Genomic DNA, 25,616 nt, shown 5'->3' with positions numbered 1-25,616 from the left:
ATCTAAAATAATACAACTCATAAATCAATGTGGAATAAAATAAATACTCAAATCATTGCCATTCCACCATTGATATGGAGTGTTTGACCTGTCGTATAGGCTGCTTCATCGCTTGCTAAATAAACAGCAGCAGCGGCTATTTCTTGCCCACTTCCCATACGCTTCATCGGAATCGCAGCCATAATGGCTTCTTTTTGCTTTTCATTAAGCTTGTCTGTCATTGCGGATTTAATAAATCCTGGAGCAATACAATTGACAGTGATGTTTCGCGAAGCAATTTCTTGTGCCAATGCTTTAGAAAAACCTATCAAGCCTGCTTTTGCAGCACAATAATTCGTTTGTCCAGGGTTTCCCACAACACCAACAACAGATGTAATGTTAATAATCCTTCCATAACGGCGGCGCATCATAGAATGTATTAATTCACGCGTCAAAAGAGAAGCAGCTGTTAGGTTAACTTCTAAAACATCATCCCAGTCTTTATCTTGCATACGCACAAAAAGACCATCCCTAGTGATTCCCGCATTGTTAACCAAAATATCGACGCCATCCATTTCTCTTTCTGCAACTTCAGCCAATTGTTTAATCGATTGGCGTTCAGAAAGATTAGCGGGAAATACAAAAACATTCTGCCCTAATTCTGCCACCACTTCTCTAAGCTTTTCTTCGCGTGTTCCATGAAGTCCAACAATGGCTCCTTGTGCATGAAAGCAGCGTGCAATTGCCTCACCAATTCCTCCCGAAGCCCCCGTTACAAGAGCTTTACGTCCTGTTAATCTAAACATCTTTTAACTCCTTATAGATTAAACGCCGAGCATACCTAGCGCTGATTCTATTTCATCAACTGTTCCAATGGTTACCCCCTTTATATCTTTGTTAATACGACGCGTTAAACCTGTTAATACTTTTCCAGAACCAACTTCAAAAAGCGTATCAACTCCATTAGCAGCGATCCATTCTATTGTTTCACGCCATCGCACCCTCCCAGTCACTTGTTGGACAAGAAGAGTAGTAATACGCTCTGGATTGCTCTCAGGTGCAACAGAAACATTGGCAATCAAAGGAACAATAGGGGACATTTTGTTAACAGTCAAAAGTGCTTTCTTCATGGCATCAGCAGCAGGTTGCATTAAAGATGAATGAAAAGGTGCAGAAACAGGAAGAAGAAGTGCACGTTTTGCACCTTTTGTTGATGCAATCTCTACCGCTGCCTCAACTGCTTTTGCTTTACCGGAAATAACAATTTGCCCACCACCATTATCATTAGCAATCTGACATAATCCTTCTCCAGAAACAGTTTCGCAAATTTCTTCCACAATGTGCTCTTCTAAACCAATTAATGCTGCCATAGAACCTTCACCAACCGCGACAGCAGCCTGCATAGCATTGCCACGAATACGCAAAAGTCTTGCCGTATCTGTGAGAGTAAATGTACCAGCAGCACAAAGAGCCGAGTATTCGCCTAAAGAATGACCAGCAACAAATCTTACCTTTTCTTCTATACGAAGCCCTAATTGTTTCATCACACGAATGACAGCCATAGATACAGCCATTAATGCCGGTTGTGCATTTGCTGTTAACGTTAAAACATCTGCTGGTCCTTCAAAAATGATCTTTGATAATTTCTCGCCCAAAGCATCATCAACTTCCTCGAAAACCATCCGTGCGGCAATAAATTGCTCTGTAAGCGCCTTCCCCATACCAACAAGTTGACTCCCCTGCCCTGGAAAAATAAAAGCTGCACCCATTTATCAACTCCTAAAACTGTACAATTAAATTATTTTCTTTTGACCTTATTCATCCGCACAAATCAAGATAAAGCCCTTTATTTAAAACGAATACCACACTTAAAATTATATTTTAAGGGCGGAATTTGATATAAAAACTTAGGGAAATAGGGTGCTATAAACTGAATAACACCCAAACTTATGAGACTTCCTAAAATTGCACCTGCTAAAATATCAAAGGGATAATGTACACCCACAAAGATGCGCGCCCAACAGATCAAACACAAAAATACCGAAGCAAATTTAAAAGCAACTTTGTATCGGTAAAAATAAAAGTTAGCTGCATAAGATGCAATGGTCAAGGCATGATTACTAGGAAAAGAAGCTGTCGCACGATGTTGAATAAGCGGTGTCGTCAGCCCTACCACGAATGGGCGAGGATGAAAATAAAAAAGAGAAATGAGATAACCTATGAAAAGAGCCGCACAAATACTCATGCAAATGCTTAGCACGACACATCGTTCCCTCTCCCCACCACAAAACCACAACGCACAGAGATGGAGAGGAATAATATAAATTAAAAACTTTGCACAAAAAATACTAAACAAAACTACAATCGACCAAGCGTGATGATTGCCGACAAACATTTCAAAGAGTGTAACATCAATCTGGTTTAAAAAGTCCATTTTTCCCTCCTTTACCTTTATATTACAGTATTATCTTTTTGTAGAAGAAGGAAATATATCAAGATTTAACAAATCAATTTTTTTATGTGCATAAACTTGCTATTTTAAAAGATAACCTGTAAATGTGAAATGTTCGTTGCCGGCACTTTAGCTGGAGGTTGAACGGAGGGCTGTAAAATATCAGTAGGAAATACAATGTTTCCGGCCTCCCGTGTCTCCGCTCTGAGATGTCTCGAATTGTAAACGCGTCCTTTCTTCTTTGGATTTCCAAAAAAGACAAGTCGCAGAGGCTTTGCGCTAAAGCCGGTGAAATTTAATTGAAGAAAGGCAAAACAATGGCTCTTTATGAACATATGTTCCTTGCCCGACAAGACATCGCACCGCAGCAAGTTGATGAACTTTTGAGTCTCTACAAAGGTGTCATTGAAGCGCATGGTGGAAAAGTTGGGCGTATAGAAAATTGGGGACTTCGTCCTCTTGCTTACCGTATTCGTAAAAACCGTAAAGCTTATTATGTCTTGGTCAATATTGATGCACCAGCTTCAGCAATTGCTGAAGTGGAGCGTCAGATGCGCATCAATGAGGATATTTTGCGTTATATGACCATTCGCGTAGAAAAACACGAAAAAGAAAAATCTGCTATGCTCTCACACCTTGATCGCAATAGTCACATTGGACACGATGAAGAGCGTCCTCGTTTTCCACGTCGTCAACGTGAAAATGCTATAGAAGAGGTAGAATGATGACTGATACTAATCAAAACTCTGCACGTCGCCCCTTTCATCGTCGTCGTAAAACATGTCCTTTTTCAGGGACCAATGCTCCCAAAATTGATTATAAAGACATCAAGTTGTTACAACGTTATATTTCCGAACGTGGGAAAATTGTTCCTTCACGGATTACTGCTGTTAGTCAGAAAAAACAGCGTGAATTAGCTAATGCTATCAAACGTGCTCGCTTTTTAGGTTTACTTCCGTACGTTATAAAGTAAGCGATCAATATGTTATGCAACTGGAGAGTTTCTCCAGTTGCTTTTCTTATATGGTTAAAAATAGCTTGTTGTATCCTATGTTAAGCTATTAAATGTCAAAGTTGGGGTATTGACACGCCTCTAACTGCAGAAAGCAGGACAGCAATAAATGAAAAAAAATCGTACTTATGAGATATTAACCGGTATTTTGGCAGGATTATTTGCTGTTGTGATAGGAATGGCAATCATCAGTGTTGCAAATATCGCGCCCTTTTTTTCTCTTCTTCTTGGCTGCTTTCTTTCATTGCCAATTTTTATTGTTGCGTTCGGTCAAGGAACATTAGCCAGTCTCATCGCCCTCATAAGTGCCACTGTTGTTCTTATCATAACCACTAATACCTATATTGCTCTTGGCTCTATGTTCTTATTTTTCCTTCCTGCTGTCTATGCTTCTTGGCTTCTTGGGCTCGCACGACCAGCGCAAAAAGAAAACGAACTGATATGGTATCCATTATCATCGGTTATTTTTCATTTAACTAATTTTATCGCTCTTATAGCAACTTTCATTGGGCTCTATGTTCAAACCCGTCCATCCACACCCGTCATTGCAAAAAAAATCACCGAAAACATAGCACAAACTCTGCAACAATCACAGTCAATAAAAGAAGCCGATATACGCGCTTTTAGTGAGCTTTTAATGACGCATACAGCAACTTTTACTGCTTTTTCTTTGACTATTTATAGTTTGGTTTTTCTCATTGGTAACCTTTACTTTTCCATGATAGCAGCACAACATATGAAATGGCTGAAAAGACCCCGTGATGATTGGAGCCAAACTCTCCGCCTTCCAATTTCTGGAATTATTATTTTCATTATTGTTTGCATAGCATCGATGATTGAGCTGAGCGCTTCTCTTAACTTGAGTACCCGTGTCTTTAGCACTGCATACATTGTCATCATATTAATTAGCGGTCTAGCATATCTGCACAATATTACAAAAGGGGTAAACGGTCGAATTATTATACTTTCTCTTGTTTATATTGCTATTTTTACAATCGTTTTTACTCCACCTATTGTTTTCATGATGCTTTTGATGGGAATTTGGGCTGCTATTCAATACAATTTTCAATCACGCAAAAAACTCCACTAAATTTATTTGTTCGAAAGGAAAAACTATGGATATTATTTTACTTGAGCGCATTCCTCGTCTTGGTCAGATGGGTGATATTGTCTCAGTTAAAGATGGTTATGCGCGTAATTTTCTCTTGCCTCAAGGTAAAGCTTTACGCGCAAATGAAGCTAATAAAAAACATTTTGAGGTACAACGTGCACAACTTGAAGCACGTAATCTTGAACGCAAAAGTGAAGCGCAAAAAATTGCTGAAAAACTTGATGGACAATCATTCATTGTTGTTCGTTCTGCTGGTGAAACGGGACAACTTTATGGTTCTGTGTCAACACGTGATATTGCTGAAATCATAACAGATGAAGGCTTTTCTATTGGAAGAAATCAAATCGAACTTAATCATCCAATAAAAATGATCGGTCTTCACACTATCACTCTTAGCTTACATCCAGAGGTTCAAATTTCTGTGATTATTAACGTTGCGCGTTCTACCAGTGAAGCACAACGCCAAGCAGAAGGTGAAACTCTCACTTCGGCTAAAGAAATATATAATATTCAAGAAGAATTATTAGAAGAAAGTCAGGAAGAATTATTGGCAGAAGAAATTAATGACAACGATATAAACAGTTCTCATCAAGAAGCTTAACTGCTGTTTTTGCTTTGTGTTTTATATTTTTTATTCCATTTTAAATATTGTTCATAAAATACTCACACTTTAAAAGTGAGTATTTTATGGCTATCGTACATAAATAATCTAATTTTTATGAAAGAATTAGAAATATATTATTTAAAGGCATTATATGCCGAGAATGATAATATCACTAAGAGGAAATGTCTTTTGTCTTCCAGCATATAAAGCAAAAATAATTTAAAGTCCTACCCTTAAGGCTAAAGTTTGTATGAGCGTTAAGTTGATTATATCCTCACATGATCTGAAATAATTTCAGTTATAAAAAAATAATTCTACTTACACAGATATTGGAATTTTAAGGTTAAGTAACTTAAAAATACTTAAATTTAGAGTAGCAAAACTTCCACTTTAAAATCACATATTATAAAATAAAATAGATAGACGTTATATAAATAATACACAAATGATAAATGAGGAACGAAAAGAGAGTTTTAAAAAATTATATAATTTTAACTTAAAATGAAGATTTGTCGCTCTATTCTTTTAATTATACGATTTTCAATTTATCGCCTAAAGTAGCTAGACTTAGAATTTTAGTGGAAAAATATTATGGAAGAAACTAACGTTGTTAATGTCAGCTCTTCAAAGAAAGAGGATTCTCCTTCTTTTCGGCAACTTCCGCATAATATTGAAGCTGAACAGGCATTGCTTGGTGCCATCTTTATCAACAATGATTCTCTTGACCGCGTTTCAGATTTTCTAAAACCAGAACATTTTTTTGAACCATTGCATCAAAAAATTTATCATGTTTTATCTCACCTTATTAAAACAGGAAAACGTGTAGATCCAGTTACAATCAAGCCCTATATCCAAATGGAAGAAAAAATTGGAGATATTACTGTATACCAATATGTTGTTCGCTTAGCCACAGAGGCAGTCACTATTATTAACGCTGAAGATTATGGACGCGTCATTTACGATCTTTTTATCCGACGGTCTTTGATTAACCTTGGAACTCAAGTTGTCAATACAGCCTTTGATGCTCCTGTAGAACTCACGCCTACCCAACAAATTGAAACTGTTGAAAATCAGTTATTTGAGCTAGCAGAAAAAGGGAAATATGGAGGTGGATTTGAAAATTTTAATGAGGCTATTAAAAAAGCTATCGATATGGCAAGTGCTGCGAAAAAGCGCTCTTCACAATTATCAGGGATAGCCACCCATATTAAAACACTTGATGAAAAAATGGGAGGATTACAAGCATCTGACTTAATTATCCTTGCGGGGCGCCCTGGTATGGGTAAAACCTCACTGGCTACCAATATTGCCTTTAATATTGCTAATGCTTATAATCGTAATGCCAATATCCAAGAAAATGAAGGCGGCATTGTGGGATTCTTCTCACTTGAGATGTCATCCGAACAGCTTGCAACCCGTATTATTTCTGAACAAACAGAAGTCTCTTCTTCTGATATTCGGCGTGGTAATATTTCAGATGAACAATTTTCAAAAATTATTCGTGCGGTGAACCAACTACAAAAGGCACCACTTTATATTGATCAAACTGGGGGAATATCAATTACGCAATTAGCTGCTCGTGCGCGGCGTCTCAAGCGGCAACATGGTTTAGATATCTTGTTTATTGACTATATCCAACTCATGACAAGCAGTTCAAAGCGTTCATCAGAAAATCGTGTCCAAGAGATCACAGAAATTACCACAGGATTAAAAGCATTAGCGAAAGAATTGAATATTCCTATTATCGCTCTCTCTCAACTTTCACGTCAAGTAGAAAATAGAACAGATAAACGTCCACAGCTCTCAGATTTACGTGAATCTGGTTCAATTGAGCAAGATGCCGACATCGTTCTTTTTGTCTATCGCGAAGAATATTATCTCAAAAATGAAGAACCAAAGTTAGGTAGCTTGGAACATACAAAATGGCAAGAAATAATGGACAAAGCTTTTGGAAAAGCTGATGTTATTATTGCAAAACAGCGCCATGGGCCGACAGGAATCGTGCCCCTTGCCTTTCAATCTGATTTCACACGATTCAGTGATCTTGCTGATAGCAATTATCTTCCAGAGCAAATTGGTTAAATCAATATGGTGCGTAATCGTATTCAATTTATCTGTAAAAATTGTGGAACTGTCCATTCTCGTTGGGCTGGGAAATGTAGCGCCTGTGAAGAATGGAATTTTTTTATAAAAGTTATTTTTCGATGATTTTGGCCGTCATTATTTGCTATCTAAAAAGCTCTTGAACAATATTAATCTTAATAATATGAGAAGATAATACATCTTTTAGTGTTGCAAGTAGGATACATATATCCAAAATCTATAGCTAATCTAAATCTTTCTATATTGTTCCTTCTTTAAAAAAACTCCTTCTCACAAGATACTCATTTTCTTGTTTTTAAATCCAAAAGTAATTGCTGCTGTTGTGCAAGGCCGACTATTATGTAGAATATCAGAAAATTTCCTCTTTATTGGACAATTTCTAACCTTTTAACAAAAATATTTTCTAATCTATCTGAAAAATTACCCTAATCACTGCAATATAAAAAACAAGCAGTGTTTTAAATACTACAGCACAGAGAAAATTCTACAACATGCAAAATATTCTTGATATAAAATTGCATAAAAACTGATATCTAACAAAAGGAAAGTGTATAATTATGCTAGAAAAAAAAGAAGACTGCGATAGTAGATTTGACAGTCTTGATGAAGCTATCAAAAGAGTTGTTGATATAGCAAGTGCTGCAAAAAAGCGCTCTTCGCAAATATCAGGGATAGCGACTCATATTCAAACACTTGATGAAAAAATGGGAGGATTACAACCATCCGACTTAATTATCCTTGCGGGGCGCCCTGGTATGGGTAAAACTTCACTTGCTACCAATATTGCCTTTAATATTGCCAATGCTTATAATCATAATGGTAATATCCAAGAAAATGAAGGCGGTGTTGTAGGATTCTTCTCACTTGAAATGTCCTCAGAGCAGCTTGCAACACGTATTATTTCTGAACAAACGGAAGTCTCTTCTTCTGATATTCGACGTGGTCATATTTCAGATGAACAATTTTCAAAAATTATTCGTACGGTAAATCAGCTCCAAAAGGCACCCCTTTATATTGATCAAACTGGAGGAATATCAGTTTCACAACTGGCTGCCCGTGCTCGGCGTCTCAAGCAAAAACATGGTTTGGACGTCTTAATTATTGATTATATCCAACTCATGACAAGTGATTTAAAATACACATCTGAATATCGTATTCAAGAAATCACTGCAGAATTAAAAGCCTTAGCTAAAGAATTAAATATCCCTATTATTGCTCTTTCACAACTTTCACATCAAGTTGAAAACAGAACAGATAAACGCCCAAAACTTTTAGATTTAGGTGGATTTGGTTCTATTGAGCAAGATGCCGACATCGTTTTATTTGTCTATCGTGAAGAATATTACCTCAAAAATGAAGAACCAAAATTAGGTAGCTTGGAACATACAAAATGGCAAGAAATAATGGACAAAGCTTTTGGAAAAGCTGATGTTATTGTTGCAAAACAACGTCATGGACCGACAGGAATCGTGCCCCTTGCCTTTCAGTCTTCTTTCACACGATTCAGTGACCTAGAAGATATTGATTATCTTCCAGAGCAAATTGGTTAAATCAACATGGTGCGTAATCGTATTCAATTTATCTGTCAAAATTGTGGAACTGTCCATTCTCGTTGGGCAGGAAAATGTAGTGCTTGTGGAGAATGGAATTCCCTTATCGAAGAAAATATAAATGGCGGCATAGGAAGTGGTCCTAAGCAGAATACGCGTAAAGGACGCATCGTTGCCCTTACATCTCTTTCTGGAGATATCCAAGATGCTCCACGTATTTATTCTGGTATTGCGGAACTTGATCGTGTTACCGGTGGGGGCTTTGTCCGTGGATCGGCACTCCTTGTTGGAGGTGATCCGGGTATTGGTAAATCAACATTGCTGACACAAACAGCTGCTGCTTTATCACGTAAAGGATATAATGTCATCTATGTTTCAGGTGAAGAGGCTATTGCGCAAATTTGTCTGCGCGCACAAAGGCTTGAAGCTAACAATACAGAGGTGAAACTTGCTGCTGAAACCAATGTTGAAGATATTCTGGCAACCTTAAGCGAACATAAAAACCTTGATATGGTGATTATCGATTCGATTCAAACCCTATGGTCAGATACAGCAGATTCAGCACCTGGCACTGTCACACAAGTACGTATCGGTGCTCAGGCAATGATCCGCTTTGCCAAGAAAACAGGAGCCGCCGTTGTTCTTGTTGGGCATGTTACAAAAGATGGACAAATTGCTGGTCCTCGGGTCGTTGAACATATGGTTGATGGCGTTCTCTATTTTGAGGGTGAAGGAGGACATCATTATCGCATTCTTAGAACTGTAAAAAATCGCTTCGGACCAACAGATGAAATTGGTGTCTTTGAAATGTCTGATAAAGGATTACGCGAAGTGATAAATCCATCCGAATTGTTTTTAGGAGAACGTAATGAAAAAGCCCCAGGCGCTGCTGTTTTCGCCGGTATGGAAGGAACACGCCCGATACTCGTAGAAATTCAAGCGCTTGTTGCTCCTTCTTCCCTTGGGACACCAAGACGTGCGGTTGTCGGATGGGATGGAAATCGTCTTTCTATGATTCTTGCCGTTTTAGAAGCCCATTGTGGCATTCGTTTTGGACAGCATGATGTCTATCTGAACGTGGCAGGTGGCTATCGCATATCAGAACCCGCTGCTGATTTAGCTGTAGCCGCTGCTTTGGTATCTTCTCTTGCCAATATCGCATTGCCAACGGATTATGTCTATTTTGGTGAAGTCAGTCTTTCAGGAGCTACCCGCGCTGTTGCACATTCAGCACAGCGCATAAATGAAGCCAAAAAACTCGGCTTTCAAGGAGCCTTTCATCCCACAACAACAACCGAAATGATGAAGTCGCTCAACTTTAAACAAAAAACTTTCTCCGACCTTCCCGAACTCGTTGCTACTCTTACCGTAAGTAAAAAATGATCTGCACCACAGATATGATAATATAGAAAAAACTCTATAACATACAAAAGATCCTTGCTATAAGAACAAAAAATGGCATAACAAAAAATATATTTGCACACAGACTTAAAAGAACGCAACTTTATGTATAAGGAACAAACAAATGATCATAACAATCCTTGATGGAATTGTCGTAGTAATCATCCTGTTGTCCGCTTTTCTTGCTATGCTTCGAGGATTTTCACGTGAAGTGTTATCGTTGATTTCTTGGGCAGTTGCAGCTGTTACGACACTGTTTTTATTCAAACCTGTCTTACCTTTCTTTGAACAATATCTCTCTAATAAAATGATTGCATTGATCACAACATTGGTCACAATTTTTATTATTGTTCTCATTATTACTTCAATTATTACAATGAAGATCTCTGATTTTATTATTGATAGTCGAATTGGTATCCTTGACCGTGCTATTGGTTTTATTTTTGGAGCACTTCGTGGTTTACTTATCATGGTCATCGGTATGTTGCTGATTAATGCACTGATTAAACCCGAGCTTCAAGCGAATTGGTTAAAAAATGCAAAAACAAGACCCATTTTAGATTCATTGGGACAAAAAGTTTGGGAAATACTCCCAAAAGATATTGGATCTGTTCTCGAAAAGGCTGAAAATTTGTTTAAAGACAGCAATAAACATACGTATGAGCAACACTCTCATGAAAAGATAATTTTAAAAAATAGAGAATAGTTTTTCATGAGGAAAGAGAACTAAATGATGTAAAATGTGATATTAATGATTCCTCCATATCACAACTGAAAGAATATGATGATAAAAAGCGATGTTTTCTGTCAAGAATTTTCATTAGATGATGATACCCTTCATGAAGAATGTGGAGTTTTTGGTATTCTTGGGCATGAAGATGCCGCAACATTAACAGCTCTTGGACTCCACGCACTTCAGCATCGTGGGCAAGAAGCAGCTGGGATTGTTTCTTACCACAATAAAATATTTCATCAAGAAAAGCATTTAGGTCTTGTTGGTGATCACTATACAAACCCTGCAACACTTGCGCGCTTACCAGGAAATCGTGCTATTGGACATACCCGTTATTCAACAACTGGAGAAGTGGCATTACGCAATGTTCAACCCCTTTTTGCTGAATTGAAAGTTGGAGGTATTGCTATTGCACATAATGGTAATCTTACCAATGGTCTCACATTACGCCGTGAACTCATCGCTTCTGGTGCTATCTGTCAATCAACGTCAGATTCAGAAGTTTTTCTCCATCTTATTGCCCGCTCACGTTATGAATCGTCCTCTGATCGTTTTGTTGATGCGATTCGGCAAGTAGAAGGTGGGTATGCTATGTTAGCGCTCACACGTACAAAGCTTATTGCGGCACGCGATCCAACAGGAATTAGACCTCTCGTGATGGGGGAACTTGATGGTAAGCCTATCTTTTGTTCTGAAACTTGTGCTCTTGATATTATTGGAGCAAAATATGTCCGTGATGTTAAAAATGGAGAAATCATCATATGTGAAATACAAAAAAATGGGGAAATTACGAAAAAAATTATAAAACCAGAAAATACAAAACCAGAAAAACTTTGCTTGTTTGAATATGTTTATTTTGCCCGCCCAGACTCAATCGTTGGAGGACGTAGTGTTTATACAACACGCAAAAATATGGGAATCCATTTAGCACAGGAAGCCCCTTGTGAGGGTGATGTTGTGGTTCCTGTTCCTGATGGAGGAACGCCTGCCGCAATTGGCTATGCACAAGAAATTGGAATTCCCTTCGAGCTTGGTATTATTCGTAATCACTATGTTGGCCGCACTTTTATCGAACCAACACAACAAATTCGTGCTTTTGGCGTCAAGTTAAAACATTCGGCAAACCGTCCTGTGATTGAAGGAAAACGTGTTATTCTGGTTGATGACTCTATTGTACGTGGAACAACATCCCTTAAAATTGTACGAATGCTTCGCGATGCAGGAGCAAAAGAAGTTCATATGCGCATTTCTAGCCCTATGATTTTTTATCCTGACTTTTATGGTATTGATACACCTAAAGCTGAAAATCTTTTAGCAAATCAATATCCAGATTTAAAATCTATGTGTGATTTTATTGGAGCGGATTCATTAGAATTTCTTTCAACGGATGGATTATATCTTGCTGTAGCAGGGGAAAAACGGAATAACGCCGATCCACAATTTACTGACCATTATTTTACTGGATATTATCCTACGCATCTGGTTGATCAAGAAAATCTCTCCAAAATTCATCAATCATCTGTTCTTAAAACAAGAGATTAATGATGGCAAAATGTGATTTTAGTCTCCATGGGCGTGTGGCACTTGTTACTGGCGCATCAAGAGGGATTGGCTATTATTTGGCACTCGAGCTTGCTGCACGCGGGGCTCATATTATTGCTCTTGCACGAACAGTCAGTGGACTTACTGAATTAGATAATCAAATCCGAGAAAAAGGAGCTCATGCAACCCTTGTTCCCCTTGACTTGCATCATATGGAAAACATCGATACTCTTGCTATCTCAATTGCCAAACGCTGGAAAAAACTTGATATTATCGTTGCAAACGCAGGAATTCTTGGAACACTCTCACCAATAGCGCATATAGAAAACACGGTATTTGAAGATGTTTTTCAAATAAATCTTTTCAGCCAATGGCGCTTAATGAAAGCCGTTGAGCCTTTATTACGTGAATCTGATGCTGGACGAGCCATCCTGTTATCCTCAAGCGTTGCGCATGCTGCGCGCCCTTTCTGGGGAGCTTATGCAGCCTCTAAAGCGGCTTTAGAGGTGATTGCCCGTTGTTGGGCAGAAGAACTCAAACAAACCCCTATTAAGATTAATTGTGTCAACCCTGGTGCCACACGCACTGCCATGCGCGCTGAAGCTATGCCTGGTGAAGATCCACAAACTCTGCCTTCACCACAAGAGGTCGCAAAAAAGATCGTACATTTGTTATCACCTGATTTAAAGGAAACTGGAAAACTCTTTAATGTCCATAAAAATCGGTTTGTAAATTATCACATACCTGATTGATCATCATATGAGAAGTAAATCGTTTGACTCTCTCTTTTTTCTGTGCTCTTCGACAGAAGCATGAAGCACTTTATGATTCTTGGATAGCTTTAGCATCAGCCTTTTTCTCTTCTAAAGTAGCACGTTTATTATAAGCGATAAAACTACAGGGGAGAAAAATAATATAGCTAACAGCTGTAATCAATAAAGTTTCCCATGTGTAAGTCGCAAGAAAACCGACATAAATAACAATGACCAACATGCACGGTATAACGATATCGCGCCTTAAATTTTGATCAATTGTTTTTGCATTCCATACCGGTAAACGACTAATCAAAAGAAAAGCAATAATTACAGTATAAAGACTAAAAAATAATGCCCACCCCCAATTGGGAACCAAACCAAGAGTGCCTAAATAGGTAGGCAATAAAAGTAATAATGCTCCTGCTGGTGCTGGAACACCAACAAAATAACTTTTCTGCCACTTAGGTATATTGGGGTTATCTAACATCACATTAAAACGTGCTAATCGCAAACAACAAGCAACACAATAAACAAGAGCAGCAACCCAACCAATGTGATTTGCTTGATTCAAGATAAAAGAATAAACAATGAGTGCAGGGGTAACACCAAAATTTATAACATCAGCAAGAGAATCCATCTGTGCCCCAAAAGATGAACTACCATCTATTAAACGGGCAATGCGACCATCAGCACCATCTAAAACTGCGGCCAAAAGCACCATTAAAATAGCAGCTTCATAGCGATGTTCAAAAGCCAAACGAATACTGCTCATCCCTGCACAAATTGCTAAAATAGTAATGATATTGGGAATGACATACCGCATCGATGTAGGTGAACGCCGCCGATTTGCACCTTCATCATGCTGCCCCTCAGGATTGAATGAAGAAAATGGCGAAAAATTTTTCATTGTGAGTCCTAATCGTATCTGAAATCCGTTGTGGCACTCTTATCATCAAAAGAACCCAAAACTGTTTCTCCAGCAATTGCTGTCTGTCCAACTGCAACACGCACTTTCATTTCAGTTGGTATATAAATATCAAGGCGAGAACCAAAACGAATCAATCCAAATCGCTCACCAGTCATAACGGCATCATTTTCTTTTGACCAGCAAACAATCCGGCGTGCAACCATTCCCGCTATTTGTACGATACCGATTTTACCATGTTTGCTATCAATTACCATCCCATTACGCTCATTAAACTGACTAGCTTTATCAAAGTCAGCATTAGTAAATCGACCTGGCTGATAAACGATAGACTCTACTGTACCACTGATAGGAATACGATTAATATGGCATGAAAAAACATCCATAAAAATGGAAATACGGATCATTTCATCTTTCCCTAATCCTAATTCTTCAGGTGGAACACATGATTCCACAAATGAAATACGCCCATCTGCAGGCGACATAACCCAATTTGAATTCAAAGGGATCACACGATCTGGATCACGGAAAAAGTATACACACCACACCGTGAGAATGAGACCAAACCAAAACAACGGACTCCATATCCAACCAAGAATGAGCGAAATAACAAAAAACGCTACAATAAAAGGATAGCCTTCTTTATGAACCGATACAAAGCTATTATGGAAAGATTGCAGAATACTCATATAATTTCCTATTCATCGTAAACTTAAACAAGCAACAAATCTTTTTGTTCCTCTTGTGTCTTTTTATGTATTTAATCAATCACTCCATATAAAGATATAGATTACATTTTGCTCTATTTATTTTTTACGATTAACAACACTCATCTCATCTTCTTCACGCATTTTACGTAACTTTTCTTCAGCTTTCGTTGCTTCAAGCTGCTTATTCCACATTGAAGCATAGAGACCTTTCTTGCGTAAAAGCTCTGTATGCGTCCCATTTTCAATAATACGACCACTTTTAAGAACTAAAATTTCATCAGCATTGATAACAGTAGAAAGACGGTGAGCAATAATCAATGTTGTACGTCCACGGCTTACAATATCTAATGCTTGTTGAATTTCCTGTTCCGTCGCCGTATCAAGAGCCGCCGTTGCTTCATCTAGAATAAGAAGTGGGGGAGCTTTTAAAAGTGTCCGGGCAATAGCCACGCGTTGTTTTTCACCACCTGATAATTTGAGACCTCGCTCTCCTACCATAGACTGAAAACCTTCCGGTAAAATTTCAATAAATTTTGATATTTGTGCCATTTCAGCAGCTTTGCGCATCTCTTCATCTGTAGCACTTGGACGCCCATAGCAAATATTATAGGCAATTGTATCATTAAATAACACCGTATCTTGTGGGACCATGCCAATCGCTTCACGCAAACTCTTTTGTGTTACGTCACGAATATCCTGCCCGTCAATTGTGATAGAGCCCGCATCAACATCATAAAACCGAAAAAGCAACCGAGAAATAGTGGATTTACCGGCACCAGATGGACCAACAATGGCGACTGTTTTTCCTCCCGGAACTTTAAAATCAATATCTCTGAGAATCTGACGTCTCGAATCGTAGGAAAACTTTACCTGATGAAAACAAATGGTCCCATCACTTATCTCTAACGGTTTAGCATCCGATTTATCAACGATCTCCTTCTGAACATCTAAAAGATCAAACATTGCTTCAATATCCGTTAAACCTTGTCGAATATCACGATACATTGACCCAATAAAATTTAGTGGAATAGAAAGTTGCATTAAAAGCGCATTAATAAAAACAAAATCTCCTAAAGTTTGTGTCTTATAAAAAACTTCATAAGCTGACATCAGCATCATGATCGTCATTCCAATACCAAAGATAAGAGTCTGACCAAAATTAAGCCAGCTTAACGATGTCCAAATCTTCGTTGCGGCTTTTTCATAACCTACCATAGAAGCATCAAATCGATCGGCTTCTAGAGTTTCATTACCAAAATATTTGACCGTTTCAAAATTCAAAAGAGAATCAACAGCGCGAGTATTCGCCTCAGTATCCGCTGTATTCATTTTTTGTCGAATGCGAATACGCCAATCACTCGCCTTAATGGTAAATAAGATATATAATCCAACCGTTGCAACAACGATGAGAAGATAATGCCACCCATAACTTATGTAAAATACCAGTGCCGTTAATATAAATTCTAAAACTGTCGGTACTGTACTAAGAATTGAAAATCTTACAATCGCTTCAATTCCTTTTGTTCCACGCTCAATCACACGAGAAAGCCCACCTGTTCGGCGTTCCAAATGAAATCGCAAGGATAACTCATGCATATGTACAAAGGTTTTATAAGCTAATTGACGAACAGCGTATTGACCAACAGTGGCAAACAGGGAGTCGCGTAATTGATTTAATCCAGCCTGCATAATACGCGCGACATTGTATGCCAAAACGAGCATGATGGGAATAATCCAACTGGATGGGAACCATTCAGGTAGCTGAAAGCTTGAATCAAGCACATTCGTAGAATATTTAAATAAATACGGTACAGATATGAGAACGAGCTTAGCCAAAACAAGATAAAATATTGCCCATAGCACACGCATTTTTAGATCACGCCGACCTACCGGCCACATATAGGGCCATAAATTGTAAAGTGTGTGCAGAGTCTTCCCTGTATCTGATGATACAGTTTTTGTCATTTCATTGCGTTTCATAAAGTCCTTACTTCTCTATCATCCGCACAAACAGGCAAAATACCCTCTGTGGTTATTTATAGATTTATCTCTTTATTATACTTCCAATAAGCTATACCTACCCGTTTTTTGAAGTTAGACTGTTTTTGAAAAAGGAACAAGAAATAATCCACTATACAATTTATTATTTTGATCTGTATTTTCATACCACTCTGCTGCGAATAAACTTTCAACTTTTACATGTTTTTTTTCAATTCTGCCTGAAGCCACTTTTGTGTTTTACCAATCTCTTTAAGTCCATCATCAATAACTTCACCATTTTCTATTAAAATCGTCGATTTCTTTCCCTCTTCCTTTTTAATGACAGTGCAATCACCATTGGTTTCCAAACGAACAAAAGCAGCTTCATGTAAGTGACACCCTTTAAGACGTAACATCGTAATGAGATCATTAATATTGATCCCCAAGTTCTTAATCTTATCCATTTGGAAAACTCCATCTAAAACTAATGTGACATTCCGCCCTGCAATAAGACGACGAAAAAAAACTGAATAACGTGCAATAAAATTAAAAGATGTAATCAGGGTTTGCCAGATGAGTAAAACAAGCAATAATTGAATGCTACTAATATTCTGATTATAAATAACGCCTCCAATAATACCTCCCATAACAAAATTACTGACCAAATCAACTGGTGTCATTTGACTAAGACTCCCCCGCCCCGTCGTTCTTAAAATAAATAAGAAGGCAACAAGACCTACAGCCAGCTTAAGCGCGATATATCCATAATGATATAAAAATTCCATCATATTCTCCTTTTTTATGGAGCTGCTGGAATAGAGACATTAGTGTCGCTTTATTTCCCACACAGTTATGCGCTCACCACTCTGCGGATCCTTACTGTCTTTTAAAAGAACCCCCTCGGCTGCAAGCTCATCACGAATTGTATCCGCAGCTTCCCACTCTTTATTATGGATAAGTCTTAGTCTTTCGGCAATGCGCTGATCAATAAATTTTGTATCAAGGAAAGTTTTTCTTATAAATAATGGGCAATCTATTTCTTTAATCCATTCTTGTCTTAACAGTCCTAATAAATTCATTCCATTTACAAGAGCCAAAGCATTTCCTTCCTTATAAAATTTTCGCAAAAGAGTCAGTGCTTTTGGAGTATTAAGATCATCACTAAGTGCATCTATCAAAGTATCATCAATTGCTTCATTGTTTTTCATCTCACTCTTTTTGCTGCGAAGCCATTCATACCAACGATACAGTTCGCTGCTCGATTGTATTAAACGCTGCGCTGTCCAATTTAGTGGTTCACGATAATGCGTTTGCAACATCGAAAAACGCGCAGACAAACCAGCCCAATTTTGCTTCATTTCATCGGTTAAAATACCATTAAACTCCAAAAAATTATTCTCTAAAACAGAACGAATAGTTATGAAATTGCCAAAGCTTTTCGACATCTTTTTGCCTTCAACTTGTAAAAAACCATTATGCAGCCAAAAATTAGCCATTCGCTCCGTCCCAAAAGCTGAACAACTTTGTGCAATCTCATTTTCATGATGAGGAAAAATTAAATCAATTCCACCACCATGGATATCAAAAACATTGGCGGTCGGATCATCACAGGTTAAACCACCGCCATAGGGCGCTAATAACTTTGCCATTGACATTGCAGAACATTCAATATGCCAACCTGGACGACCTAAAACAGGAATTCCGCCCGGTGATTCCCAACCTGGTTCTCCTTCCACAGAAGGCTTCCATAAAACAAAATCCATCTCTTCCCTTTTATAAGCAGCAACATCGATACGCGCCCCCGCCCTCATTTCATCTAAAGAACGATTTGCAAATGCCCCATAATGGGGAGGATTTTTTATGCTACTTACAGAAAACAATATATGGTTTTCCGCTTTATAAGCGTGCCCCTTTTCAAGCAATCTTTCAATTAAAGAGCGCATTTCCTCTAAATGCTCGGTTGCGCGCGGCTGGCTGGTTGGCAAAAGACAACCAAGTGCTATTGTATCTTGCTGAAACTGAGAATATGTACGTTCTGTTAATTGACGAATAGCATCATTCAATGACAAGTTTGGATATTCGCAAGCTGCGCGTGCATTAATTTTATCATCAACATCTGTAATATTACGTGCATATAGAACATGCTCATTACCATAAACATGACGCAATAAACGAAATAAAATATCAAAAACAATGACAGGGCGTGCATTTCCTATATGCGCATAATCATAAACTGTCGGACCACAAACATAAAGACGTACTCTTGTCGCATCTATTGGTGTAAAATTTTCTTTTTTACGTGTCAGCGTATTATAAAATCGCAACTCTTTCATTTATTGACTCCATGGACGATATTATGCACCGATCCTTTTAGATGTATCTTATCTCAAATTATTGTATTACGCTGTTTAGGCTAAAAACTTTTATCTTATAGTAAATTCTTCTTACCATTTTCCCATTATATTCACGGCTGTATCCATCATTTATCATAAAAATAATCTATTTTATTTGATTGGACAAAAGCGTTCTATCATTAGAAATGCTTTCCCTCCTTAAAGAAAACGAGCTTAGAAAAAATTCTATAGGTAATACAATATAAATCTATGTGAAAAATAGATAGTTTGCAGAAAGAAAATCTTAAATTTTAAACTACACAAAGCTTCATCAGTATTTTCAATATTCCACAATGGGTTCCTTACTGCCTCTTACGCCCTATATTTTATAATAAATAATTGAGAATAATGTAGCAATTAACTCTATTTTTTACACCGTTCTCATGACAAAATTACTTTATCTTACAGAGTTTTATTCAAAGAAAGCAATAAAAATAATGCGTAATAGATTGATGAACATCATTATTTTAATATTTCTTGTCATTTCAATGCCAACCTTTGCACAACAATCTCCACCTTATGAAAAAAAATTACTCCGACTAGCAGAAATTTTGGGATCATTGCATTCTCTCCAAAATCTTTGCGAGCCTCCAACAAACCAATGGTATGACTATATGAATGCACTGATTGAAGCAGAACACCCCATTCCACAAAGACGTGCTTATTTTTATGAAGCGTTTAATGAAGCGTATCGTGCTTTCTCAGAAAATTATCATCATTGTACACAAGAAGCCATTGAAGCCAATCAAAGATACATTGAGGAAGGAAGAATTTTATCTGAAAACCTCCTCATGCATTATAAATAATTAATCTATACAAAAAGTATCTCTCTCAATTTTAGCAGTATCAATGATACTCCTTTCACAAATGCGGGGAGCAATAAACCAGCTCTGAAAATAGAGAGACGTTTAAAGAATAATGTCTCGATACGCTTTTATTCGTATGAGCGCCTTTTTCCCCATACAAAATCGCTCTTTGGCTTCCTCCCCACACCTCAAAGGACGAAGATTTTTAACTAAATTTGCTCTGTAAATAATCTAGGTTCTTGTTGAACAAGGTTCCTCTTGGCTTCTAACGCATGTAATTTGCTGCATAGTTTCTACAAACAAGCCTAAGAATATTCACCACGCATTAAAAAAACACTTATGTATCAAAGAGGCTGACATACCCTATATCACCACTCTAAAGGATGGTATTTTACGGCATACTTATAATTTTAATCTGTTTACACCAAAGTTTCCATAAATTTAACAGGCTCTCCTTGTGAAGGTGTGACAATTTCACCTTCCCACATAACGCGCATACCACGGATAATAGTCCCAACAGGCCAACCTTTAACTTTTTGACCATCATAAGGTGTCCAACCGGCGCGAGAACCAATTAAGCTATTCGTAATAATTTCTTCTCTCTTAAGATCAACAATGGTTAAATCAGCATCAAACCCAACAGCAATGCGCCCTTTACAGCTTATACCAAAAATACGACTAGGGCCATGTGAAGTGAGATCAACAAAACGTTCAAGAGATATTTTTCCTGCATTCACATGTGTCAACATAATTGCTGCTGTTGTTTGCACGCCTGTCATACCTGAAGGTGAAGAGGGATAAGGTTGAAGTTTTTCTTCAAGAGTATGAGGCGCATGATCTGAGCCTAAGACATCAATTATTCCTTGTTGAACACCGTACCAAAGAGCTTCACGGTGGCGCAATTCACGAATAGGCGGATTCATCTGAATTAATGTACCAAACTTCTTATAATCATCAGCCGTGAGTGTCAAATGATGTTGTGTCACTTCAATTGTTGCAACATCCTTATGTTTTTTTAGAAAATCAATTTCTTCTTCTGTCGAAAGATGTAACACATGAATGCGAGCCTTCGTCTCATGAGCAATTTTTACCAAACGCTGCGTACATTTTAATGCCGCAACTTCATCACGCCAAATCGGATGTGACGATGCATCACCTTCAATACGCAATATTTTACGCTCTTTGAGCCTCGCCTCATCTTCAGAATGAAAAGCCGCACGACGGCGTGTATTCTTCAAAATAAGGCGTACACTTTCATCATCATCAACCAAAAGATCACCGGTAGAGGACCCCATAAAGACTTTAATTCCAGCCGCACCAGGAAGTCTTTCTAATTCAGACAATTCATGAGCATTTTCACGCGTTCCTCCAACCCAAAATGCAAAATCACAATGCATTCGATGAAATGCGCGTTGAACCTTATCGCTTAATGTTTCTTCTGATGTTGTCAATGGACTGGTATTAGGCATTTCAAAAACTGCCGTAACCCCCCCTAACACAGCAGAATACGAGCCACTTTCCAAATCCTCCTTATATTCATTTCCTGGTTCACGAAAATGCACTTGGCTATCAATAATTCCTGGTAAAATATGAAGCCCCGTACAATCAATGACCTCACTAGCCGATGCACATGTAAGATCGCCTATTTCAGCAATACGACCATTTGTAATACCAATATCACGCTTGCTTCTTCCATCATGATTCACAAGTGTTGCACCTTTAAAAATTGTATCAAATGTTTTAAACATAACCACGCTCCTTACATATTGCTCACTTATCGATTATGTAACTTTGAGCAGAAAGGCAAGAACCATGATTAAAAAACAAAATGCCATTTGCTTAAAAAACCGCGGGCTTATTCAAATTACAGGCGAAGAAGCAACAGATTTTCTACAATCCCTGATCACGACAGATGTAAAAAAAATCAGTCCACAGGAACTTTTCCCTGGAGCCCTTTTATCCCCACAAGGAAAGGTTCTTGCTGATTTTCTTATCGGAAAAAAAGAAGATGGTTACCTGATTGATATCAGGATGCCTTTAGCTGATACGCTCCATAAGCGTCTGTTGCTCTATAAGCTGCGCAAAAAAGTAGAAATTACACAACCATTCCAAGAGCTTGTTACAGTTTCTTTGAATAATGAATCAGATTCTTTAAATTTTGATTCAAGTTTTGTTGATAAACGCTTCCCACAACAAGAAAAAATAATACGAATCTATAGCAAAAAACCTTTTTTAACTTCAGAATATCATGACACATGGAATCAATTGCGTATCCGTTATGCAATTGCGGAAAGTGGTCAAGACTATGAAGTTGGCAAAGTCTTTCCTCATGATATTAATTACGATCAAATCAATGGACTTGCATTCAATAAAGGATGTTATATTGGACAAGAAATTGTTTCACGAATGCACCACCGCCGTGCAGCACGTCGCCGTATTTTTATTGTAAAAGGCCAGTGTGAATTAACCCCTCAATCTAGCATTGAAGCAGAAACAAAAGTAATTGGCTACTTGGGAACATGTGTAGAAAATGAGGCTCTTGCTTTAATGCGTATTGACCACGTCAAAGATGCTATGGATCATAACATCCCCTTTACTGTAAAAAACATTCCTGTCACTATAAGCATTGCTGAAAATATGAATTTTACCTTTCCTGAAAATACTATAGAAAACACTCATGGCTAAAGCTGAATTATTAAAAAATGGAGAAGCCCGCGCTTGGCAAAGAATGCTCTCTGGAAGGCGACTTGATCTTCTCAACCCTTCTCCTTTTGATGTTGAAATTGAAGATATTGCCCATGGACTTTCTCGCGTGGCACGTTGGAACGGTCAAACACGAGGAGAGCATGCCTATTCTGTTGCACAACATTCACTTTTGGTTGAACAAATATTTCAAAAACTTTTTCCACAATCGGGAAGCAACGAATGTCTTTATGCCCTTCTTCATGATGCTCCAGAATATGTCATCGGCGATATGATTTCCCCTTTTAAAGCTGTCATAGGAAAACAATATGAACGCGTTGAAAAACGCATCCAAGATGCTATCCACATGCGCTTTTCTCTTCCCGTTGATCTTTCTCAAAAACTTTTAAAAAAAATTAAACAAGCCGACCGTATTGCTGCCTATTATGAAGCGATTACGCTTGCTGGATTTAATACAGAAGAAGCCCTTCGCTATTTTGGCTCTCCCAATAATATTCTACCCGATGATCTTAATTTATCCCCCTATTCTACACAACACATTGAAAACGCATTTTTAACGCGCTTTAATGACTTGGATGCCCAAAGATTATAGACTCTTCGCATTGTTGATTCCTTGTCATTACAGAATCATCACACTGACTTATAATAATAATTCATTGTTTTTTCATTTTGAATGAGAGCTCCTAATATCGTAAGCTTCACTCATTTCAAATCTGTTTATATTGAATCAATCAAAATCATTCTCTTGCACACCACAAGTGGGGCTGGCGTGTAGATAAAACTTTTTAAAGAAAGAATTAAAATGCTTCTTATGAACCATCTCAAGTGCTAAGCGCTGTCGCAACATTGAAAATTGGCAAAGTGCGTGATGATGCCGGCTTGCTCTCTTATGAAGCGTAAAGACGGGAGTGCTCTATAAATTTTATACACTTCATAAGGGACTTACCACTATACTATTCACGAACGCCGTCGCGAAATAGGATTGGGTACCTTAAGAAAGCTTTCTTTAAAAAAGCACGTGAATTAGCGACCCAATGGCGTTCTGTTTTGCATGAGAGGCGTGACTTCATTAAAGAAATGGAAAAAATCACAGTTCAAATTGCATACAAAATATATTAAAAATGCACATTCATTATCAAAATAACAAATGTTCTCTTGTCAAACCTTTCATCTTAAACTGAAGTTTATTTTAGTTTATAAACTTCATTATCCGCTGGGAAAGAACGAGATGTGACATCCTCTGCATAATTCTTTATTGCAGTTTCCATGGCTTGTTCAAGGTCTCCATAACGGCGTACAAATTTTGGCACATGAGAACCATAGCCCAACATATCTTCCATAACCAATACTTGCCCATCACATTGATTGGACGCCCCTATACCGATCGTAGGGATAGAAAGCTTATCTGTCAGTTTCACCGCTAAAGGTTCGACCATTGCTTCTAAAACAACAGCAAAAGCACCTGCCTCTTCAATCGCTGCTCCATCTGCTTCAATTCTTTGCCAATCATTCTCCTTGCGTCCTTGTGTTTTAAAACCACCAAAACGATTCATTGCTTGGGGTGTAAGACCGATATGCCCCATCACTGGAATGCCACGTTTACACAAAAAATCTATTGTTTCGGCTATATAAACGCCCCCTTCAAGCTTAACTGCACCACACCCCGTTTGTGCAAGAATGCGCGATGCATTTAAAAAAGCTTGCTCTGGACTTTCCTCATAAGAACCAAAAGGCATATCAATAACAACAAGAGCTTTTTGAGATCCACGCACCACGGCTTTCCCGTGTGAAATCATCATATCTAAATTAACAGGAAGCGTTGTCTCAAACCCATACACAACCATCCCAACGCTATCACCAACCAAAAGGATATCGCAATATGGATCAGCAATCCGCGCAGTATAAGCTTGATAAGCTGTTAAAGAAACAATTGGCTGTTGTCCCTTTCTTGCACGTATTTCGGAAGATGTTATACGCTTTACGGTTTTATGTACACTCATTTTCCACTCTTCTCTTGCAATATATATTGATCAATCAGCCTTACCTCACCAAAGCGGACAGTAAGGAGTAAAACCGCCGGTTTATTCAATGTTCCTTTAACCACGCATAAAGTTTCCATATCCCGTAAATCTATCGCTTCAATGATTGCACGCGTTTCTTGTTGTAAAATATCACGAACAGTTTTGCATAATTTATCAACCGACCGTTCACCTTCATGATAAAGCTTTTCAGCAGCTTTTCCACTTTCAGGAATAATTTTGGCAGCTTTACGATCTTCTAATGTTAAAAGCTGATTGCGTGAAGAACAAGCTACACCATCTGACTCCCGTAGAATAGGAACTCCAACGATTTCAATAGGAAAAGCCAAATCTTCAACCATACGCCGAATAATTAAAATTTGTTGAAAATCCTTTTCCCCAAAAAAAGCCTTATCTGGTTGGACAATGTTAAAAAGTTTAGCAACAACGCTTGTTACACCACAAAAATGCCCCGGACGTAATTTTCCCATCAAAATACGTGATAATTTTTTCACTTGTACAATTGTATCATTCCCCAGTGGCCACATTTCATCTACAGAAGGAGCAAAAACACATTCAACACCTGCTTCTTTTAACAAAGCACAATCGCCCTTCAAATCTCTTGGATATTGAGAAAAATCTTCATGAGGTCCAAATTGCTTTGGATTGACAAAAATAGAAACCACTACGCGATCACACATTGCTCTTGCATACTGTACTAATGCAAGATGGCCATCATGCAATGCCCCCATTGTTGGAACAAAACCAATCGAAAAACCTAAACGTCGTTCCTCTGAAGTATATTGGCGGACTTCAGCAATTGTCTTTAAAATTCTCAT

The 25,616-nt window shown here is 38.0% G+C and carries 22 protein-coding genes and 4 pseudogenes; 15 read left to right on the top strand and 11 right to left on the bottom strand.

Annotated elements, in window-relative coordinates:
* Positions 1–47: 47 nt before the first annotated feature.
* The 3 genes from fabG to ACFILD_RS04305 form a co-directional block, all read right to left on the bottom strand.
* Entirely contained in the window at positions 48–785 is a 738-nt protein-coding gene (gene fabG / locus ACFILD_RS04315; protein ID WP_375637389.1) for a 3-oxoacyl-[acyl-carrier-protein] reductase, read from the bottom strand.
* 18 nt (positions 786–803) lie between these two features.
* Positions 804–1,748, bottom strand: coding sequence for an ACP S-malonyltransferase (gene fabD, locus ACFILD_RS04310; protein ID WP_273791076.1), 945 nt, complete (start codon positions 1,746–1,748; stop codon positions 804–806).
* Between the two features lie 77 nt (positions 1,749–1,825).
* Positions 1,826–2,413 carry an undecaprenyl-diphosphatase gene (locus tag ACFILD_RS04305; protein ID WP_273791077.1) on the bottom strand — a complete coding sequence of 196 codons (588 nt, stop codon included), beginning with the start codon at positions 2,411–2,413 and terminating at the stop codon, positions 1,826–1,828.
* A 335-nt stretch (positions 2,414–2,748) separates the two neighbouring features.
* On the opposite strand from ACFILD_RS04305, the gene rpsF reads away from it, so the two are divergent.
* The 11 genes and pseudogenes from rpsF (at position 2,749) to ACFILD_RS04250 (ending at position 13,239) form a co-directional block, all read left to right on the top strand.
* Positions 2,749–3,156, top strand: coding sequence for a 30S ribosomal protein S6 (gene rpsF, locus ACFILD_RS04300; protein WP_273791078.1), 408 nt, complete (start codon positions 2,749–2,751; stop codon positions 3,154–3,156).
* Entirely contained in the window at positions 3,156–3,404 is a 249-nt protein-coding gene (gene rpsR / locus ACFILD_RS04295) for a 30S ribosomal protein S18 (protein ID WP_012754957.1), read from the top strand. The genes rpsF and rpsR overlap by 1 nt, the downstream gene beginning before the upstream one ends.
* A 148-nt stretch (positions 3,405–3,552) precedes the next feature.
* A complete protein-coding gene (locus ACFILD_RS04290; protein WP_375630761.1) occupies positions 3,553–4,533 on the top strand; it encodes a hypothetical protein in 981 nt (326 codons plus the stop codon).
* A 25-nt stretch (positions 4,534–4,558) separates the two neighbouring features.
* Entirely contained in the window at positions 4,559–5,155 is a 597-nt protein-coding gene (gene rplI / locus ACFILD_RS04285; RefSeq protein WP_273791080.1) for a 50S ribosomal protein L9, read from the top strand.
* A 594-nt stretch (positions 5,156–5,749) separates the two neighbouring features.
* Complete coding sequence (locus ACFILD_RS04280) at positions 5,750–7,240, top strand: replicative DNA helicase (protein ID WP_273791081.1); 1,491 nt, start codon at positions 5,750–5,752, stop codon at positions 7,238–7,240.
* 6 nt (positions 7,241–7,246) lie between these two features.
* Positions 7,247–7,351: pseudogene (locus ACFILD_RS04275) on the top strand (hypothetical protein); the annotation flags it as partial.
* Between the two features lie 515 nt (positions 7,352–7,866).
* Positions 7,867–8,811: pseudogene (locus ACFILD_RS04270) on the top strand (DnaB-like helicase C-terminal domain-containing protein); the annotation flags it as partial.
* A 6-nt stretch (positions 8,812–8,817) separates the two neighbouring features.
* Entirely contained in the window at positions 8,818–10,194 is a 1,377-nt protein-coding gene (gene radA / locus ACFILD_RS04265) for a DNA repair protein RadA (RefSeq protein WP_375630763.1), read from the top strand.
* A 142-nt stretch (positions 10,195–10,336) separates the two neighbouring features.
* Positions 10,337–10,918: a CvpA family protein gene (locus ACFILD_RS04260; RefSeq protein WP_273791083.1), complete on the top strand. Its 582-nt coding sequence runs from the start codon at positions 10,337–10,339 to the stop codon at positions 10,916–10,918.
* Between the two features lie 75 nt (positions 10,919–10,993).
* Positions 10,994–12,487, top strand: a complete 1,494-nt coding sequence (gene purF, locus ACFILD_RS04255) for an amidophosphoribosyltransferase (protein ID WP_375630765.1) — start codon at positions 10,994–10,996, stop codon at positions 12,485–12,487.
* A gap of 2 nt (positions 12,488–12,489) precedes the next feature.
* Positions 12,490–13,239, top strand: coding sequence for an SDR family NAD(P)-dependent oxidoreductase (locus tag ACFILD_RS04250; protein ID WP_273791085.1), 750 nt, complete (start codon positions 12,490–12,492; stop codon positions 13,237–13,239).
* Between the two features lie 70 nt (positions 13,240–13,309).
* Here the strand turns inward: ACFILD_RS04250 and pssA are convergent, their stop codons facing one another.
* The 5 genes and pseudogenes from pssA to cysS form a co-directional block, all read right to left on the bottom strand.
* Positions 13,310–14,149 (bottom strand): CDP-diacylglycerol--serine O-phosphatidyltransferase, encoded by an 840-nt coding sequence (pssA, locus tag ACFILD_RS04245; protein WP_375657719.1) that lies wholly within the window; start codon positions 14,147–14,149, stop codon positions 13,310–13,312.
* 8 nt (positions 14,150–14,157) lie between these two features.
* Positions 14,158–14,856 carry a phosphatidylserine decarboxylase gene (locus tag ACFILD_RS04240; RefSeq protein ID WP_273791087.1) on the bottom strand — a complete coding sequence of 233 codons (699 nt, stop codon included), beginning with the start codon at positions 14,854–14,856 and terminating at the stop codon, positions 14,158–14,160.
* A gap of 117 nt (positions 14,857–14,973) precedes the next feature.
* A complete protein-coding gene (locus ACFILD_RS04235) occupies positions 14,974–16,857 on the bottom strand; it encodes an ABC transporter ATP-binding protein/permease (RefSeq protein ID WP_273791088.1) in 1,884 nt (627 codons plus the stop codon).
* Between the two features lie 114 nt (positions 16,858–16,971).
* A pseudogene (locus tag ACFILD_RS04230) lies at positions 16,972–17,642 on the bottom strand (DUF421 domain-containing protein).
* A 39-nt stretch (positions 17,643–17,681) separates the two neighbouring features.
* Entirely contained in the window at positions 17,682–19,190 is a 1,509-nt protein-coding gene (gene cysS / locus ACFILD_RS04225) for a cysteine--tRNA ligase (protein ID WP_375643100.1), read from the bottom strand.
* A gap of 497 nt (positions 19,191–19,687) precedes the next feature.
* On the opposite strand from cysS, the gene ACFILD_RS04220 reads away from it, so the two are divergent.
* On the top strand, positions 19,688–20,056 hold the full coding sequence (locus ACFILD_RS04220) for a TIGR02301 family protein (protein ID WP_375630774.1): 369 nt from the start codon (positions 19,688–19,690) through the stop codon (positions 20,054–20,056).
* A gap of 419 nt (positions 20,057–20,475) precedes the next feature.
* Here the strand turns inward: ACFILD_RS04220 and ACFILD_RS04215 are convergent, their stop codons facing one another.
* The gene (locus ACFILD_RS04215) at positions 20,476–21,804 is read right to left on the bottom strand and encodes a dihydroorotase (RefSeq protein ID WP_375659940.1); all 1,329 of its coding nucleotides are present in this window, start codon (positions 21,802–21,804) and stop codon (positions 20,476–20,478) included.
* A 64-nt stretch (positions 21,805–21,868) separates the two neighbouring features.
* On the opposite strand from ACFILD_RS04215, the gene ACFILD_RS04210 reads away from it, so the two are divergent.
* From ACFILD_RS04210 to ACFILD_RS04200, 3 genes and pseudogenes are all read left to right on the top strand, one after another.
* Positions 21,869–22,741: a YgfZ/GcvT domain-containing protein gene (locus ACFILD_RS04210; RefSeq protein ID WP_375664810.1), complete on the top strand. Its 873-nt coding sequence runs from the start codon at positions 21,869–21,871 to the stop codon at positions 22,739–22,741.
* The gene (locus ACFILD_RS04205; RefSeq protein ID WP_375630780.1) at positions 22,734–23,351 is read left to right on the top strand and encodes a YfbR-like 5'-deoxynucleotidase; all 618 of its coding nucleotides are present in this window, start codon (positions 22,734–22,736) and stop codon (positions 23,349–23,351) included. The genes ACFILD_RS04210 and ACFILD_RS04205 overlap by 8 nt, the downstream gene beginning before the upstream one ends.
* 351 nt (positions 23,352–23,702) lie before the next feature.
* Positions 23,703–23,845, top strand: a pseudogene (locus tag ACFILD_RS04200) (integrase); the annotation flags it as partial.
* 98 nt (positions 23,846–23,943) lie between these two features.
* Here the strand turns inward: ACFILD_RS04200 and panB are convergent.
* Both panB and panC read right to left on the bottom strand, forming a co-directional pair.
* On the bottom strand, positions 23,944–24,759 hold the full coding sequence (gene panB / locus ACFILD_RS04195; RefSeq protein ID WP_273791095.1) for a 3-methyl-2-oxobutanoate hydroxymethyltransferase: 816 nt from the start codon (positions 24,757–24,759) through the stop codon (positions 23,944–23,946).
* Positions 24,756–25,616 carry a pantoate--beta-alanine ligase gene (gene panC / locus ACFILD_RS04190; protein ID WP_375611217.1) on the bottom strand — a complete coding sequence of 287 codons (861 nt, stop codon included), beginning with the start codon at positions 25,614–25,616 and terminating at the stop codon, positions 24,756–24,758. Before panC ends, panB begins: the two co-directional genes overlap by 4 nt.

Origin of the sequence: Bartonella sp. CL162QHHD (genome assembly GCF_042195435.1) — a bacterium.
In the GTDB taxonomy this organism is placed as follows: domain Bacteria; phylum Pseudomonadota; class Alphaproteobacteria; order Rhizobiales; family Rhizobiaceae; genus Bartonella.
Note: the sequence above shows the minus strand (reverse complement) of the source record. Positions and strands in the feature narration are given on the sequence as shown.

Excerpts from the sequence above, each read along its gene's own strand:
- ACFILD_RS04210 (WP_375664810.1), top strand. The coding sequence starts at position 21,869 with ATGATTAAAAAACAAAATGCCATTTGCTTAAAAAACCGCGGGCTTATT.
- radA (WP_375630763.1), top strand. The coding sequence starts at position 8,818 with ATGGTGCGTAATCGTATTCAATTTATCTGTCAAAATTGTGGAACTGTC.
- panC (WP_375611217.1), bottom strand. The coding sequence starts at position 25,616 with ATGAGAATTTTAAAGACAATTGCTGAAGTCCGCCAATATACTTCAGAG.
- fabD (WP_273791076.1), bottom strand. The coding sequence starts at position 1,748 with ATGGGTGCAGCTTTTATTTTTCCAGGGCAGGGGAGTCAACTTGTTGGT.
- ACFILD_RS04260 (WP_273791083.1), top strand. The coding sequence starts at position 10,337 with ATGATCATAACAATCCTTGATGGAATTGTCGTAGTAATCATCCTGTTG.
- fabG (WP_375637389.1), bottom strand. The coding sequence starts at position 785 with ATGTTTAGATTAACAGGACGTAAAGCTCTTGTAACGGGGGCTTCGGGA.
- rplI (WP_273791080.1), top strand. The coding sequence starts at position 4,559 with ATGGATATTATTTTACTTGAGCGCATTCCTCGTCTTGGTCAGATGGGT.
- rpsR (WP_012754957.1), top strand. The coding sequence starts at position 3,156 with ATGACTGATACTAATCAAAACTCTGCACGTCGCCCCTTTCATCGTCGT.
- ACFILD_RS04280 (WP_273791081.1), top strand. The coding sequence starts at position 5,750 with ATGGAAGAAACTAACGTTGTTAATGTCAGCTCTTCAAAGAAAGAGGAT.
- pssA (WP_375657719.1), bottom strand. The coding sequence starts at position 14,149 with ATGAAAAATTTTTCGCCATTTTCTTCATTCAATCCTGAGGGGCAGCAT.
- ACFILD_RS04305 (WP_273791077.1), bottom strand. The coding sequence starts at position 2,413 with ATGGACTTTTTAAACCAGATTGATGTTACACTCTTTGAAATGTTTGTC.
- ACFILD_RS04240 (WP_273791087.1), bottom strand. The coding sequence starts at position 14,856 with ATGAGTATTCTGCAATCTTTCCATAATAGCTTTGTATCGGTTCATAAA.
- ACFILD_RS04250 (WP_273791085.1), top strand. The coding sequence starts at position 12,490 with ATGGCAAAATGTGATTTTAGTCTCCATGGGCGTGTGGCACTTGTTACT.
- ACFILD_RS04235 (WP_273791088.1), bottom strand. The coding sequence starts at position 16,857 with ATGAAACGCAATGAAATGACAAAAACTGTATCATCAGATACAGGGAAG.
- ACFILD_RS04220 (WP_375630774.1), top strand. The coding sequence starts at position 19,688 with ATGCGTAATAGATTGATGAACATCATTATTTTAATATTTCTTGTCATT.
- ACFILD_RS04215 (WP_375659940.1), bottom strand. The coding sequence starts at position 21,804 with ATGTTTAAAACATTTGATACAATTTTTAAAGGTGCAACACTTGTGAAT.
- ACFILD_RS04205 (WP_375630780.1), top strand. The coding sequence starts at position 22,734 with ATGGCTAAAGCTGAATTATTAAAAAATGGAGAAGCCCGCGCTTGGCAA.
- purF (WP_375630765.1), top strand. The coding sequence starts at position 10,994 with ATGATGATAAAAAGCGATGTTTTCTGTCAAGAATTTTCATTAGATGAT.
- panB (WP_273791095.1), bottom strand. The coding sequence starts at position 24,759 with ATGAGTGTACATAAAACCGTAAAGCGTATAACATCTTCCGAAATACGT.
- rpsF (WP_273791078.1), top strand. The coding sequence starts at position 2,749 with ATGGCTCTTTATGAACATATGTTCCTTGCCCGACAAGACATCGCACCG.
- cysS (WP_375643100.1), bottom strand. The coding sequence starts at position 19,190 with ATGAAAGAGTTGCGATTTTATAATACGCTGACACGTAAAAAAGAAAAT.
- ACFILD_RS04290 (WP_375630761.1), top strand. The coding sequence starts at position 3,553 with ATGAAAAAAAATCGTACTTATGAGATATTAACCGGTATTTTGGCAGGA.